Origin of the sequence: Flavobacterium sp. I3-2 (assembly GCF_013389595.1) — a bacterium.
Lineage (GTDB): Bacteria > Bacteroidota > Bacteroidia > Flavobacteriales > Flavobacteriaceae > Flavobacterium.
This window is the reverse complement of sequence record NZ_CP058306.1, coordinates 2,230,504-2,244,736: the sequence shown is the minus strand read 5'-3', so window position 1 is coordinate 2,244,736 and position 14,233 is coordinate 2,230,504. Positions and strand designations below refer to the sequence as shown.

At 29.6% G+C, this 14,233-nt stretch carries 13 protein-coding genes; 3 read left to right on the top strand and 10 right to left on the bottom strand.

Annotated features, from left to right (window positions below; translation table 11 throughout):
* Positions 1-85: 85 nt before the first annotated feature.
* On the bottom strand, positions 86-2,041 hold the full coding sequence (locus HW119_RS10620) for a peptidylprolyl isomerase (protein ID WP_177764218.1): 1,956 nt from the start codon (positions 2,039-2,041) through the stop codon (positions 86-88).
* A 180-nt stretch (positions 2,042-2,221) separates the two neighbouring features.
* Between HW119_RS10620 and HW119_RS10615 the strand changes: the two genes are divergently transcribed.
* Entirely contained in the window at positions 2,222-3,814 is a 1,593-nt protein-coding gene (locus tag HW119_RS10615) for a peptide chain release factor 3 (protein ID WP_177764216.1), read from the top strand.
* 49 nt (positions 3,815-3,863) lie between these two features.
* Here HW119_RS10615 and HW119_RS10610 read toward each other — a convergent pair whose 3' ends face one another.
* From HW119_RS10610 to HW119_RS10575, 8 genes are all read right to left on the bottom strand, one after another.
* A complete protein-coding gene (locus HW119_RS10610; protein ID WP_177764214.1) occupies positions 3,864-5,834 on the bottom strand; it encodes a M4 family metallopeptidase in 1,971 nt (656 codons plus the stop codon).
* 56 nt (positions 5,835-5,890) lie between these two features.
* Positions 5,891-6,577, bottom strand: coding sequence for a DUF4919 domain-containing protein (locus tag HW119_RS10605; RefSeq protein ID WP_177764212.1), 687 nt, complete (start codon positions 6,575-6,577; stop codon positions 5,891-5,893).
* Positions 6,578-6,588: 11 nt separating this feature from the next.
* The gene (locus HW119_RS10600; protein ID WP_177764210.1) at positions 6,589-6,972 is read right to left on the bottom strand and encodes a hypothetical protein; all 384 of its coding nucleotides are present in this window, start codon (positions 6,970-6,972) and stop codon (positions 6,589-6,591) included.
* A gap of 60 nt (positions 6,973-7,032) precedes the next feature.
* Positions 7,033-7,485, bottom strand: coding sequence for a PepSY-like domain-containing protein (locus HW119_RS10595; protein ID WP_177764208.1), 453 nt, complete (start codon positions 7,483-7,485; stop codon positions 7,033-7,035).
* A 55-nt stretch (positions 7,486-7,540) separates the two neighbouring features.
* On the bottom strand, positions 7,541-8,824 hold the full coding sequence (locus HW119_RS10590; RefSeq protein WP_177764205.1) for a sensor histidine kinase: 1,284 nt from the start codon (positions 8,822-8,824) through the stop codon (positions 7,541-7,543).
* 1 nt (position 8,825) lies between these two features.
* Complete coding sequence (locus tag HW119_RS10585) at positions 8,826-9,497, bottom strand: response regulator transcription factor (RefSeq protein ID WP_177764203.1); 672 nt, start codon at positions 9,495-9,497, stop codon at positions 8,826-8,828.
* Positions 9,498-9,585: 88 nt separating this feature from the next.
* Positions 9,586-11,346, bottom strand: a complete 1,761-nt coding sequence (locus HW119_RS10580) for an AMP-dependent synthetase/ligase (protein ID WP_177764201.1) — start codon at positions 11,344-11,346, stop codon at positions 9,586-9,588.
* Between the two features lie 90 nt (positions 11,347-11,436).
* Positions 11,437-12,021 (bottom strand): NUDIX hydrolase, encoded by a 585-nt coding sequence (locus HW119_RS10575; RefSeq protein WP_177764199.1) that lies wholly within the window; start codon positions 12,019-12,021, stop codon positions 11,437-11,439.
* 7 nt (positions 12,022-12,028) lie between these two features.
* On the opposite strand from HW119_RS10575, the gene pyrE reads away from it, so the two are divergent.
* Positions 12,029-12,670 (top strand): orotate phosphoribosyltransferase, encoded by a 642-nt coding sequence (gene pyrE / locus HW119_RS10570; protein ID WP_177764197.1) that lies wholly within the window; start codon positions 12,029-12,031, stop codon positions 12,668-12,670.
* A gap of 18 nt (positions 12,671-12,688) precedes the next feature.
* Positions 12,689-13,081, top strand: a complete 393-nt coding sequence (locus HW119_RS10565) for an SRPBCC family protein (RefSeq protein ID WP_177764194.1) — start codon at positions 12,689-12,691, stop codon at positions 13,079-13,081.
* Between the two features lie 62 nt (positions 13,082-13,143).
* Here the strand turns inward: HW119_RS10565 and gcvT are convergent, their stop codons facing one another.
* Positions 13,144-14,226 (bottom strand): glycine cleavage system aminomethyltransferase GcvT, encoded by a 1,083-nt coding sequence (gene gcvT, locus HW119_RS10560; protein WP_177764192.1) that lies wholly within the window; start codon positions 14,224-14,226, stop codon positions 13,144-13,146.
* Between the last annotated feature and the right edge of the window lie 7 nt (positions 14,227-14,233).

The following is a 14,233-nucleotide window of genomic DNA, read 5'->3' as shown; positions in this document are numbered from 1 at the left end:
TTCTTAATTCTTTTTCTTATTTGAATAATGTACAAAGATACACGAGGATTTGGTTTCTTAACTTGTTTTTTGATTTTATTAAGAATTAATTCTGATTATATTTTGCTTTTAGTTGTTCTAAAACAGCTTTATTGATTTCGACCTTAGCATTTTCTTTCAAATCATTTGTCCATTGATTTTCATAAACTTGCTGATATTCGTAAATCACATTTTGTTTTACATCCTCTAAATTTTCATAACCTTCAGGAATATACTTATCTGCAACCACAAAATAATATTTTCCGTCTTGTTCAAAAATTTCAGAAATTCCTTCTTTAAGAACATAATTCTTAGGTAAACTTTTATCGCCTTTTTTAAATTTACCACTTTTAGAAACTAATAAATCTACATGAAACATTCCTTCAATTTCTTCAGGCTTTTTTCCAAAATGTTTAGTGTAAAACTTTAAAGCTTTTTTAATATCCGATTTTTTTTCTGCTGAATAAACAACACCTTCAATAGTTTCTTCTTGTTTGAAATTATTTAAATGTGTTTGGTAATAATTTGAATAACCTAGAGTATCTGTTTTTACCTTTTGCCAAACTTCATTTTCCATCAAATCAAACAGAAGTAAACCTTCTTTAAATTCTTTGGTTGTATTTTTAAATTCAGGAAATTCATTTTCTAAATTTTCGTTATAATAATTTAATATTTTTTCTGAAACAAAATCATTAAACACATGGTTTACACCATTAATTATTGGAGAAATAGCAGCGAAATTCACTCCTTTTTCTGTAATAAATTTTGAGAAATCTTGTTCAGTAATTTTTTGATTGGCGAATTTTGCTAATTCATTATTCGTTTTTAAACCATTTAAATATTCTGGTTTTGCGACATTCTTTTCCACAAATTTCACAAAATTCAAATAGTTTTTTTGATTTTCTTTAAATTTATATTGCTGTTTTAGATGCGCAACTAATTGTTCATTGATAATTCGTGAACGGCTATCAGATTGAACTTTTCGTTTATAGAAAATTTTTCTTTCATCAAAAGTTGGAATTCTATCTTCAGAAAGCAATTTAACAATATGCCATCCATATTGACTTTTGAATGGTTTCGAATAATCTCCAGCTTTCTTTAATTTATAAACTTCGTCATCTAAATGTTCAATACCTATAATTCCTGGTTCATAATTTCCGAATTTCCCTTTATTTGTTTTACTCGTCTGATCATCTGAAAACTGCATCACCAATTCTTCAAAATTTTCTCCGTTTTGAAGTCTTTTATAAATGTTATCAATAATCACTTTGTTTGAATCCATCAATTCTGAAGATTCATTATTCAAAATAACGATTTGAGCAACTTCTTGCTTTCCGCGACGTAATCTTTTATCGTCAACTTTAATCAAATGATACCCAAATTGCGAACGAATTGGCATAGAAACTTGTCCAATTGGCGTATTATAAGCTCCTGTTTCAAACGGATAAACCATTCGTAAAACAGAAAAATAACCTAAATTTCCCTTATTAGTTTTAGCTGTTGGATCTTCTGAAAATTCAATTGCTGCTTCGCCAAAATCTTTACCGTTTATAATTTGATTGCGAATTTCGATTGCTTTATTATACGCTTTTAAAGAATCTGCTGGAGTAACAAATTCATCTGCTAATACAATGATATGTGAAGCGTTTACTTCGTATAATGATCGTTCGTAAGCTTCTTTAGCCAAACGTTCAAGCGTTTCTTCGTTTGTTAAATATTGCTCAGCTAATTGTTTTCTGTGTGAGTCGAATTCATTTATATGAGCTGTTCTCTTATCTAAACCCAAATCATAAGCTTTAGCAACTTTTAATTTATATAATACAAATAAATCTAAATAATTTTCGATGTTTTTTTGTTGATTATCCTTTATAAGGTCTAAATTTTTGGTATAAATACGCTCAAATTCTCCAACAGTATAAGGAATATCATTAATTTTTAAAAGTTCGTCAGTAGCATTTTGTGCATTTCCGTTAAAAGAAGCAAATCCAAATAACGAAAAATAGACAAGTGATTTTAAGTTCATAATTTTTTATTTTAAAAAACTAAATTAAATATTCTAAACAAAAATAGCAATTTCAAAATTCTATTTATGTTCAAAAATCATACTTAACAAAATATTATCGCTTTTTTATCCAAATCTACTTTGAAAGTATTTATTATCTGAAATAAAAAGTACTATTTTTGCAGTCCTAATTACAAGATAATGAGTTTTAAAAACGAAATATTACGCAGAAGAACCTTTGGTGTTATTGCGCATCCAGATGCCGGTAAAACTACTTTAACAGAAAAATTATTATTATTTGGTGGAGCTATTCAAGAAGCTGGAGCCGTAAAAAGTAATAAAATTAAAAAAGGAGCAACTTCCGATTTCATGGAAATTGAACGTCAAAGAGGAATTTCTGTTGCTACTTCTGTCTTAGCTTTTAATTATAAAGATAAAAAAATAAACATCCTGGATACACCAGGTCACAAAGATTTTGCCGAAGATACTTTTAGAACTTTAACCGCAGTTGATTCGGTAATTGTTGTTGTTGACGTTGCTAAAGGTGTTGAAGAGCAAACCGAAAAATTGGTTGAAGTTTGTAGAATGCGTAACATCCCAATGATTGTTTTCATTAATAAATTAGACCGTGAAGGTAAAGACGCTTTTGAATTACTTGATGAAGTTGAGCAAAAATTAGGTTTACGAGTTGCTCCTTTATCTTTCCCAATTGGGATGGGTTATGATTTTAAAGGAATTTACAACATTTGGGAAAAGAACATTAACCTTTTCTCAGAAGATAGTCGTAAAAATATCGAAGATGTTATCACTGTGTCTGATTTACAATCTAATGAATTAGACCAATTAATTGGAGAAAAACCTGCAAATCGTTTACGTGAAGAATTAGAATTATTAGAAGAAGTTTATCCTGCTTTTAATAGAGACGAATATATCAATGGAGATTTACAACCGGTTTTCTTTGGATCGGCTTTAAACAATTTTGGAGTTCGCGAACTTTTAGATTGTTTCATAGAAATCGCTCCATCGCCAAGACCAAAAGAATCTGACACACGTTTAGTTCAACCTGATGAAAATAAATTCTCTGGTTTTGTATTTAAGATTCACGCTAACATGGACCCAAAACATCGTGACCGTTTAGCTTTTATTAAAATTGTTTCTGGAACATTTGAACGTAACAAACCATACACACACGTTCGTTTAGGAAAGAATTTAAAATTCTCATCGCCAAATGCTTTCTTCGCTGAGAAAAAAGAAATTGTAGATATTTCGTACGCAGGAGATATTGTTGGTTTACACGATACCGGAAACTTTAAGATTGGAGATACATTAACTGAAGGAGAAATTATGCATTACAGAGGAATTCCAAGTTTCTCACCAGAACATTTCCGTTATATCAATAATGCCGATCCTTTAAAATCAAAACAATTAGAAAAAGGTATCGACCAATTAATGGACGAAGGTGTAGCGCAGTTGTTTACTCTTGAAATGAATGGTCGTAAAATTATCGGAACCGTGGGTGCTTTACAATACGAAGTTATTCAATATCGTTTAGAACACGAATACGGAGCTAAATGTACCTACGAAAACTTCCCTGCTTTTAAAGCTTGTTGGGTAAGACCGGAAAATCCAAAGAACGAAGAATTTGCTGAATTTAAACGTGTAAAACAAAAATTCTTAGCAAAAGATAAATCGGGACAATTGGTTTTCTTAGCAGATTCTGAATTCTCAATTCAAATGACGCAAAGCAAATATCCAACAGTTAAGTTAGACTACGTTTCGGAAAGAATTTTATAAACAAAAAAACGACCAGCTGGTCGTTTTTTTGTTACTATCTTATATAGAATTAATTTTTAATAAGTTTTTCTGTATGAGTTTTTCCTTCTGATTTGAACACTAAAAAGTAAATTCCATTTGATAAATTAGGAATATCAATTTGATTTGAACCTTGTTGTAAAGAAAAAACAGAACTTACTTGCTTACCTAACAAATCATAAACCTGAACAGTTGTATTTCCTTCTAATTGAGATTCGATATTTAGCTTTCCGTCTTTTGTTGGATTTGGATAAACCGATAAGTTAACTTTTAATTCATTTTTATCAACACTTAACAACGATGGTCCAACTCCAACTGCATACCAAGCATTGACTAATTGATTATGCTCGTTAGAACCCGGTCCATAAAGTGCCAAAGCTGCTTGTCTTGTTGCGTTATAAGCATCAAAATATGTTGCAGAAGGAGTCAAACCTTCCATTAATGCTTTGTAAACTATTTTTTCTGCTTTGTTAATTCCGATCCCTTGAACACTATAAGCATTTCCTAAATCATTTGTTCCTGTGTGTAACGTTTGATCACTTAATAAATAAAACCAAAAATTACCAACCCCACTGTTTATGTGAACTCCACCATTATCAAAATCGAAATCCGTTGGATCAGCCCAATATGTTCCTGTATATGTATCGGGTTGTTGACTTTCTAACATATCAGAAACATCATTTGGATTAGACATATTTCTTAAATAAGATGGGGTTATAAACGGTTTTACAACTCCTTCTCCAATGGTCCAATTGGGACTTAAATTAACATAAAACTCAATCGAAGTTCCAAAGATATCAGCAAATGACTCGTTTAAAGCACCCGATTCCCCTAAATATTCCAATCCACCATTTCCGTTTCTTCCAATCACAAGATGAGAAAATTCATGACCTGCTACATCAATTCCTACAACAGGATTAAAAATATTTCCTCCGATTCCGAAGAACATAGCAACTTGATCTCCAAAATCTGCTGCAAAGGCATTTTGTGGATCTTCAAAATCCTCTGGAAAATTATAATAATTAGTGATAATTGAACCTAATCCATCATAACTATTTCTGTTATGAACATTTTTATAATAATCATATGTTTTTGACATTCCCCAATGAACTTCAACAGCTGGTCGCATCGGAATTGCAGTAAAAGAAGTAGATGTATTTAAAAAATCCTGACTTCCGGAAATTTCCCAAGTAAATTCATCAAAATATAAATTTGCAGCATTTAGTGTATGTATATTTCGAAAATTATCTTTTAAACGATATTGTCCATTAAAACTATCAACTGTAAAGTTTTGAGTTCCTCGATAATAAGTTGTTCCTGAACCTGGAAGATCGGCGGTATGAATGGCTTTGTATTTTTTTACAATTTCCCCTTTTGGATTTATGAAATAAAAATAGCTTTTAATTGGTTTAAACGAATTCAGTTTAACTTTTTTAGTTGCTATTATTTCAACTCCTTTTTCAGAGGGAATTTTTGTTATTACCAATTCTATTTCAGAATTTTTTACTTTTGAATTTACATTAAAATCAGTGATTGCAATATTTAAAAATTCTTCGTCTGTTAAATCAAACGATATATCAAAATCATAAAAGCGAACCATTTGACCGTTTGCTGAAGTTACTTTTCCTGATTTACTATGTACAAAAACTAAGTCATTTTCTACTTTTAAACCTTTATAAATATGTTGAAAGGTTTCATGTTTATAACCAATTTCGTCTACAAATTCTCTCACTTTCTCGAAACTATGGTCAGAATCTAAATCAAACCATTGAATCAATTGATTATTAAAATTTTCGGTAGTAATATTATAATTTGACAATTCTTCATAGAAAGTTCCCAAACTATTTTGGTAAATAGGTTTTGGTAAATTATTCTTATTTATCGTTTGAGCGAACTTTACTGAACTTGCGTACGAATTTTGAAGTGTTCCAATAAAAAAAGTAGTAGATAAAATAAAAACTCCACACGAAGTTTTTATAATAGAATTAAATTTTCTTGACATAATTGGTTAAATAGATAAATGTGTGAAATCACAAATAATAAAAAACCAAAGATACACTATTCCGAAAACATTTTTCCAAAAAATATTTCAATATCAAAATACAAACCGTCGATTTTTAATTCTTTGTTTGGATCAGCTAAATGTAATAAATCACAAGGTCCTTCAACCAAACTTTGTCCTTTTACATTCAATCCAAATGTGTCTAAAATGATATATTCGTCTGAAACAGAGATAACCTTGAAACCTGACATACAAGATAAACCGTCGCCACTTGAAATAATTGCTTCAATGATTCCGTTGAATCTCATGATTAACTGTTCCGTTTCTGTTTTTTTATCTAACGAATCCGAAACATAAATCAAAAGACGTAACATTTTTAAATTAAATGGATTATCTTGTAATACTTCTTTTAATTTGACTTCAAGTTTATTAAAATCTTTAGTTGATAAGTCTGTTTTTTTATTTAATGTTTTTAAAATTTCATCCTCAAAATCGTGTGTTTTATAACCTGAATAATTTGATTGTTTTGTAAATCCGTAATACAAAAAACGATAATCTAAAGTGGTTAACGTTTTATCAAAATCGTCAAAACGTTTCATCAATTTAGGGTAATAATTTATCGAATTCTCATCCGCAATTTCAGTTGCTATGAATTCCATATTGACAGGTAAAACAAAAGCTTCATCTTGAGCAACACCGTGGAAACAAACAAAAAAACAAATTGCTAAAAAAATCTTTTTCATATTAAAATTATTTAATTTAAAGACATCGGAAAATCACCAAATAATTCATCGTTAGCTTCATCATCATCTTCATCAAACTCATCATCAAATTGCATTTCGTCATTAATAAAATGAAAATCTAATTCATCTTCAGTAATTTTATTTTTTTTAATTAATGCTTCAATTTCATCCTCGATTTTCTTATAAACTTCTACCAAACGAATTAGATTTGGATCAGTAGAATTTTCAAACATTGAAATATTGAAATCTAATATATATCCATTTTCAAAATCTTGTCTTAAATTAGGATATTCATTTTGAGATGCTAAATTTAAAATTTGAGCAAATAAATTCCCTGAAGTTTCTTCTAGAAACAAAATAGTCTTCATTAAAAAATCTCTGTATGATTCGTCCATGTTTTTATTTTCAATATACAAAAAAAGCAGACAAAATTGCCTGCTTCCTGATTTTTATTATTAATCGTCAATTCTTGTAAAATTTCCTTCAGAATCAAAAAGTAATTCTAATCCGTTCGAAAGTTCTACTTCATATTTCCATCTCGATTTTTCGATTTTTGTTACAAATGTATTCGGAAAACTTTTGGTACAATAACTCAAGATATTTTTAGGTATAAAGTTCGTTTTTAAAGCTTGTGTTTTATTCGAAACTTCTTTCCAATTTCCTTTCGAATCAAATTCAATTTTTGTTCCATTTCCCAAAACTACTTTATATTCATCAACCGTTAAAAACTCTTCTTCTTTTACAACATAACTAATATTTTCGTTTTTAAAATTTTGATTGATAAACGTTTTAGCAATTTCTGGTAATTGATTGATTTGAATTTGAGTTTTCTGAGCAAATGATTGAATTGAAAAACCTAAGGTCATTACTAAAATTAAAACGGTATTTTTTAAATTTAAAGTCTTCATAATTTCTATTTTTTAAAATTTATAGTACAAATTTCAAAAATCAATTAGGAAAGATTTAGGAATTTACACGAACAATTTTAAAATGATGTTTATTTTTTGTGAATTGATATTGTATCAACAAATCATCATATTGTTTAATGATAGATTGAACAATCGAAAGTCCCAATCCGCTTGAAGTTTCATCGGTTTCGGCTTTGTAAAATCGATTGTAAATATAATTAGGATTCAAAGCAATTTGATTTCCTGAATTTTGAATTTCGAACGAATTTTCAGAAATATGTACAACAATTTCTTTCTCTTTTCCGATATATTTGATTGCATTTCGAAGCAAATTGGAAAGTAAAATCTCAATCAAATATAAATTTGCTTTGGTTTCAAAAATGCCATTTTCTTTTAACTCAAACTGAATTTCTTTAAACGAAATCACATCTTCAAAATCTTGAAAAACTGTTTTAAAAACTTCGTTCCAATTTACAAGTACTTTATCTTCAAACTGATTATTTTCGATTTTAGAAAGCATCAAAAGCGACTTATTTAAATTTTTCATTCGCTTTAAAGACTTTTTAATTTCTTCAAAATCTGTTACCGTTTTCGCATCCAGATTTTCATTCTCTAAAACCAAATCAATTTTATTTAAACTAATTGCTAAAGGCGTTTGCAATTCGTGTGAAGCATTTTCGATAAAACTTTTCTGTGATTCAAACATGTGTTCGTTACGTTGAACCAAAGTTTGAAGTTCGTTCTGAAGTTCATAAAATTCTACAATTTTTTGATTATTATCTTTTAAAGAACGTTTACTACCAAATTGATATTGATTCATTCGTTGTAAAATATCGTAAAATGGAGCCCAAACACGGTCTAAAACAACTTTATTAATAAAGAAAATTCCGATTATGATAAATACATAAAGTACAAAGAGTGCAATTAATAGATTGATTCCAAAATCATCTTCTTCAACAGTCGATGTTCTAATTTCGAGTTTTCGATAATCACCATCTTTGTCGATAAAACCAGTAGTTAAAACACGATAAGGTTCATATTCACCATCATATTCCATAAAAACCATTTGGTTAACAATCCTATTTAACGGTTCATAATCAGCAGAATCTATTTTTGTTATTCGAAATTGGTTGATGCCGAATTCATTTGTATTTAAAATCGAATCGTCGATATAAGCTTCACGAATAATATGAATTTTTTGGTCTTTTAAACCGTCATCAATATTATCGTTTACTTCATCTAAAATAAAAGCGTAAAATATAGCAGACCAAATAGCAATTACAGCCAAAAGTGCAATGATTAAATACTTTAAAGTATAATTTTTTAACGAAACACGCATCCTAAATAAGTTTATATCCAATTCCGTAAACAGCCTGAAAATCAATATCTGCTTGACTTTGTTTCAGTTTTTTACGCAGGTTTTTTATTTGCGAATAAATAAAATCTAAACTATCGGCATCTTCAATATGGTCACCCCAAATACTTTCTGCCAAAGTTGTTTTTTGTAATGTTTTTCTAGGTCGAATCATAAAATAATACAACATATCATATTCTTTACGATTTAAATTTATCAGATTATCATTCACAAAAACACTGCGTTCTTCTGGATTTATTTTTACGTTTTTAAAACTAATAAATTTTTCGCCATTTTGATTATTTCGTCTCATAATCGAATTGATTCGTGCATGTAACTCAGCCAAATGAAACGGTTTAGCTAAATAATCATCGGCACCTAAATTTAATCCCAAAACTTTATCATCTACAGAATCTTTAGCCGAAACAATAATAACGGCATCTTGCTTGTGAAGTTTTTTAATTTCGCGAAGTAAATCCATACCATTTCCGTCTGGTAGATTAATATCTAACAAAATACAATCGTAATCAAAACTTATGATTTTATCTAAAGCAGATTTGAAATTATTTGCTGATTCAACTAAAAACTTTTCTTTTTCTAAAGCTTGTTGAACTACTTTTTGTAATTCGATTTCGTCTTCAATAATTAATATTTTCATTGAAATTTTGTTTTAATAAACAAATTTACGTTTAAAGTTAGGAAGGATTTAGGAATAAAAAAACCTTTCTTTACAGAAAGGCATTTTATTAAGCATATATTTTTTGGAAAAGTGTTTTATATTTTTCGATAATCACTTTACGTTTCATTTTTAAAGTTGGCGTTAATTCACCAGTTTCTATCGTAAATTCATCTAAAATTAATTCATAACGTTTGATTTGTTCCCAATTTCCAAAATGAATATTCATATTATTTACTTCTTCTAAAATTTTATTGGTGATAATTTCATTTGCAAAAAACGTTTCTTTATCTAAATTATAAATATCAAAACCATTTGATTTAGCCCAATCTTTTAGATTTATATAAGATGGAACAATGAACGCTGCAGGAAATTTTTGATTTTCGCCAATAACCATCATTTGTTCAATAAAAGGAGATTCTACAAACTTACTTTCTATTTGTTGCGGCACAACATATTTACCACCAGATGTTTTAAACATTTCTTTTTTACGGTCGATGATTTTTAGATATTTACCATCAATCCACTGACCGATATCACCAGTATGCAACCAACCGTCTTTTAAAACTTCGTTCGTAGCTTGTTCGTTTTTATAATAACCTTGCATAATATTATCTCCTTTGGCCAGGATTTCGCCATCTTCTGCAAGTTTAATTTCGATATTAATTAATGGAACACCAACCGTACCAATTTTCATTCCACGTTTATAACAGTTCACTGCTAAGCAAGGTCCGGCTTCGGTTAATCCGTAACCTTCAAAAATGGGAATTCCGGCAGCTAAGTACAATCGGATTAGTTTTTGCTGTAAAGCAGCACTTCCAGAAGCAATACCAAGGATTTCGCCACCGATTGCTTCGCGCCATTTTGAAAAAATAATTTTGCGTGCAATATTTAATTGAAAATCGTACCAAGCCGAACGATTTTCTAATTCATATTTCTCACCTAATCCAACAGCCCAAAAGAATAACTTACGTTTAATCCCTGTTAGTTGCTCGCCAGTAGCCATAATTTTTTCGTAAACCTTTTCTAAAACTCGAGGAACAGCAGAAAAAATATGTGGTTTAACTTCTTTCATATCTGCACCAATGGTTTCCATCGAACCTGCAAAATAAATCGTTAAACCTTTATAAATATAAACATAATGAAAAACACGCTCGTAGGCATGACAAACAGGTAAAAATGTTAAAGCACGTTGTCCTTCACTAACCGGAAATGAATATTCGCTACTCATCACATCGGCTAATAAATTTTTATGCGAAAGCATTACACCTTTTGGATTTCCGGTTGTTCCAGAAGTATAAATTAAAGTAGCTAAATCATCTGTTTGAATTGCATCTTTTCTTATATCAACTTCAGATTGATTAACATTAGATGCTAACTCAAGAAAAGATTTCCAATTCGGATAATCTGAATAAACGTTAATGGTATAAATGTCTTTTAACGAATCGACCTCATTTTGTATACTGATAATTTTATCATATAAAACATCTGTACTCAAAAAACATAGTTTTATCGAGGCATCGTTAAAAATAAATTTGTAATCATTTTCAGAAATATTTGGATAAATTGCCACCACTACTGCCCCAACCTGCTGAATTGCAAAATCTAAAGCATTCCATTCCCAACGATTTTCTGAGATTAAACCAATTTTATCATCTGGCTGAACTCCATAAGCAATTAACGCACGTGAAATTTGATTTACTTTTTCAATAAAATCAACAGTTGGAATGGTTTTCCAAGATTCGTTTTCTTTATATCCGAACAAATCAATGTTAGGAAATTTTTCTTGTTGGTAGTAAATTAAATCAAAAACGCGATAAGGCTTATTCATAGATGGGATTTTTACAATTTTAATTTACAAAATTCAAAACAATTATCAATAAAAAAATGATAATTGTTTTGATTGTTTTTAAAAATATATTTATTCAAACAGTAGTTTAATATTTTCGTAAGAATTTTCAAGAGCTGCTGGAATTTCTTTAGGTTTTAACCAAACAACTTTTTCAATTCCTTCTTCGATTTGACCATGAAGTGGACCATCATAATCCGTAAACATTTCAAACCAGTGCGTGATTTTTAATTTATACTCACCATTTCGTTTAAAAATATGGTATGTTTTTTGAAGCTTTTGTACTATTTTCAAGTTTTTACAACCGGTTTCTTCTTCTACCTCTCGAATAGAAGTTTCTTCGATGGTTTCATGTTTTTCGATTCCACCTTTAGGTAAATCCCATTTATCGTTTCTGTAAATAAAAAGAATTTCGCCTTTTTTATTCTTCACTAAACCACCTCCTGCTTTATTAACTGGAATTTTTTCTTTCAATTTTTTTAAAATTTCCTTTTCATCAGGATGATATAAAATAGCCTTATCAATTTTATTTTGATAGTATTTTAAAATAATTTTATTAATGTCAGCACTTTCTAACAAGAAAAGTTGAAAATCAGTTTCTTTTTCAATCTCATTTGTCAAAAAAAGTGGTTTGTCGTTTATAAAAACTTTATACATTTGTAATATGATTTTTAATGACAACACAGCACAGAAAACGGCCGAATTGCTTTTACAAATAAACGCAATTAAATTAAATCCTAAAAGTCCTTTTACTTGGGCGTCAGGATGGAAATCGCCAATATATTGCGACAATCGCATAACTCTTTCATTTCCAGAAGTTCGTAAATTTCTACAAAATGAATTTGCTACAAATATAGTAGAAAAATTTGGTAAACCAGATGTAATTGCTGGAGTTGCAACCGGAGCCATTGGAATTGGTTTATTGGTAGCAGAAGCTTTAGATTTACCTTTCGTTTATGTTAGACCAGAAGCTAAAAAACACGGGCGTCAAAATCAAATTGAAGGACATTTTGAAGCAGGACAAACCGTTGTAGTAGTTGAAGATTTAATTAGTACTGGAAAAAGTAGTTTACAAGCTGTTGAAGCTTTAAACTCTGGAGGTGCAAATATTTTAGGTATGGCTGCAATTTTTACTTATGGATTTGATGTAGCTTCTGAAAACTTCAAAAATTCAGGAATTGAATTAATGACTTTAAGTAATTATCCTACGTTACTAAAAACAGCAATTGCTAAAAAATACATTGCAGAAGAAGACCACGAAACATTAAAAGTTTGGAGTTCAAACCCATCTGAATGGGGAATTTAATTAATAAAAACATAAATTATGAATTTAGAAAGTTCTAAAGTTACCGTTTCAAAATCGGCAGCATATCTTTTTAATGCTTTAATAGATATTAAAAATTTTGAAAAATTAATGCCAGAAAATATTGCAAAATTTGAAGTAATTGACGAAAACTGCTTTATGTTTGCTTTATCTGGAATGCCAGAAATTAAATTAGTCAAAAAAGAAGCACATCCAAATTCAAAAGTAGTTTTAGGTGCAGCAAGTAGTAAATTACCATTTACATTAACTGCAAATATTGGAGAAATTTCTGAAAATGAATGCTCAATAAAATTAGATTTTGAAGGTGAATTTAATGCAATGATGGCCATGATGATAAAAGGGCCAATCAGTAAATTCATTGAAACTTTAGCAACTAACATGAATAAATTATAATAAAAATAAATAAAGGCTTTTCTCACGAAAAGCCTTTATTTATTTTTATTCATCTAAACAATTTATTTTTTATAAAATGGAGTTTTAACCACTTTTGCTAAAACATCGTTTTTACGAATTCTGATGAAAATTTCACTTCCTTCAGCAGCAAATTCTTTTGGAACATATCCCATTCCAATTCCTTTTCCTAGAGATGGAGACTGTGTTCCAGACGTAACTTTACCAATTACATTACCATCTTTATTTACGATTTCATAATCATGACGAGGAATTCCTCTATCGATTAACTCAAATCCGATTAATTTATTTTTAATTCCAGCTTCTTTTTCAGCTTTTAAGTTTTCTGAATTTACAAAATCTTTAGTGAATTTAGTAACCCATCCTAAACCAGCTTCCAAAGGAGAAGTTTCGTCTGTGATTTCGTTTCCGTATAAACAGTAACCCATTTCTAAACGTAAGGTATCACGAGCAGCTAAACCAATTGGCTTAATTCCCCAAGCTACACCTGCTTCAAAAACTTTATTCCAAATAGTTTCTATGTCTTCGTTTTTAGCATAGATTTCGAATCCTCCAGAACCTGTATATCCTGTTGCAGAAACAATAACGTTTTCAACACCAGCAAAAGTTCCAGTTTCAAAATGATAAAATTTAATGGCTGCTAAATCTAAATCAGTTAAACTTTGCATAGCTTCAACAGCTTTTGGACCTTGAATAGCTAATAAAGAATAAGCATCTGATAAGTTTTCCATTGTCGCGTTTACATCATTTTTAGATGTAACCCAATTCCAATCTTTATCAATGTTTGATGCATTAACTACCATTAAAAACTCTTGGTCATTAACTTGATATGTGATAATGTCATCAACAACTCCACCATTATCGTTAGGGAAATAACTATATTGAGCTTTACCATTGATTAGAGTAGAAGCGTCATTTGAAGTAACTTTTTGAACCAAAGCTAAAGCATTTGGTCCAGAAATTTTGAACAATCCCATATGAGATACATCAAAAACACCAACACCATTTCTAACTGTATCGTGTTCTATATTTACGCCTTCATATTGAACTGGCATATTAAATCCTGCAAAAGGAACCATTTTTGCACCTAAAGCTTCGTGTACGTGGTTTAAAGCAACTTGTTTCATTGTGTTG

Coding starts and splice junctions, on each gene's coding strand:
- HW119_RS10620 (WP_177764218.1), bottom strand. CDS start 2,041: ATGAACTTAAAATCACTTGTCTATTTTTCGTTATTTGGATTTGCTTCT.
- HW119_RS10615 (WP_177764216.1), top strand. CDS start 2,222: ATGAGTTTTAAAAACGAAATATTACGCAGAAGAACCTTTGGTGTTATT.
- HW119_RS10610 (WP_177764214.1), bottom strand. CDS start 5,834: ATGTCAAGAAAATTTAATTCTATTATAAAAACTTCGTGTGGAGTTTTT.
- HW119_RS10605 (WP_177764212.1), bottom strand. CDS start 6,577: ATGAAAAAGATTTTTTTAGCAATTTGTTTTTTTGTTTGTTTCCACGGT.
- HW119_RS10600 (WP_177764210.1), bottom strand. CDS start 6,972: ATGGACGAATCATACAGAGATTTTTTAATGAAGACTATTTTGTTTCTA.
- HW119_RS10595 (WP_177764208.1), bottom strand. CDS start 7,485: ATGAAGACTTTAAATTTAAAAAATACCGTTTTAATTTTAGTAATGACC.
- HW119_RS10590 (WP_177764205.1), bottom strand. CDS start 8,824: ATGCGTGTTTCGTTAAAAAATTATACTTTAAAGTATTTAATCATTGCA.
- HW119_RS10585 (WP_177764203.1), bottom strand. CDS start 9,497: ATGAAAATATTAATTATTGAAGACGAAATCGAATTACAAAAAGTAGTT.
- HW119_RS10580 (WP_177764201.1), bottom strand. CDS start 11,346: ATGAATAAGCCTTATCGCGTTTTTGATTTAATTTACTACCAACAAGAA.
- HW119_RS10575 (WP_177764199.1), bottom strand. CDS start 12,021: ATGTATAAAGTTTTTATAAACGACAAACCACTTTTTTTGACAAATGAG.
- pyrE (WP_177764197.1), top strand. CDS start 12,029: ATGATTTTTAATGACAACACAGCACAGAAAACGGCCGAATTGCTTTTA.
- HW119_RS10565 (WP_177764194.1), top strand. CDS start 12,689: ATGAATTTAGAAAGTTCTAAAGTTACCGTTTCAAAATCGGCAGCATAT.
- gcvT (WP_177764192.1), bottom strand. CDS start 14,226: ATGAAACAAGTTGCTTTAAACCACGTACACGAAGCTTTAGGTGCAAAA.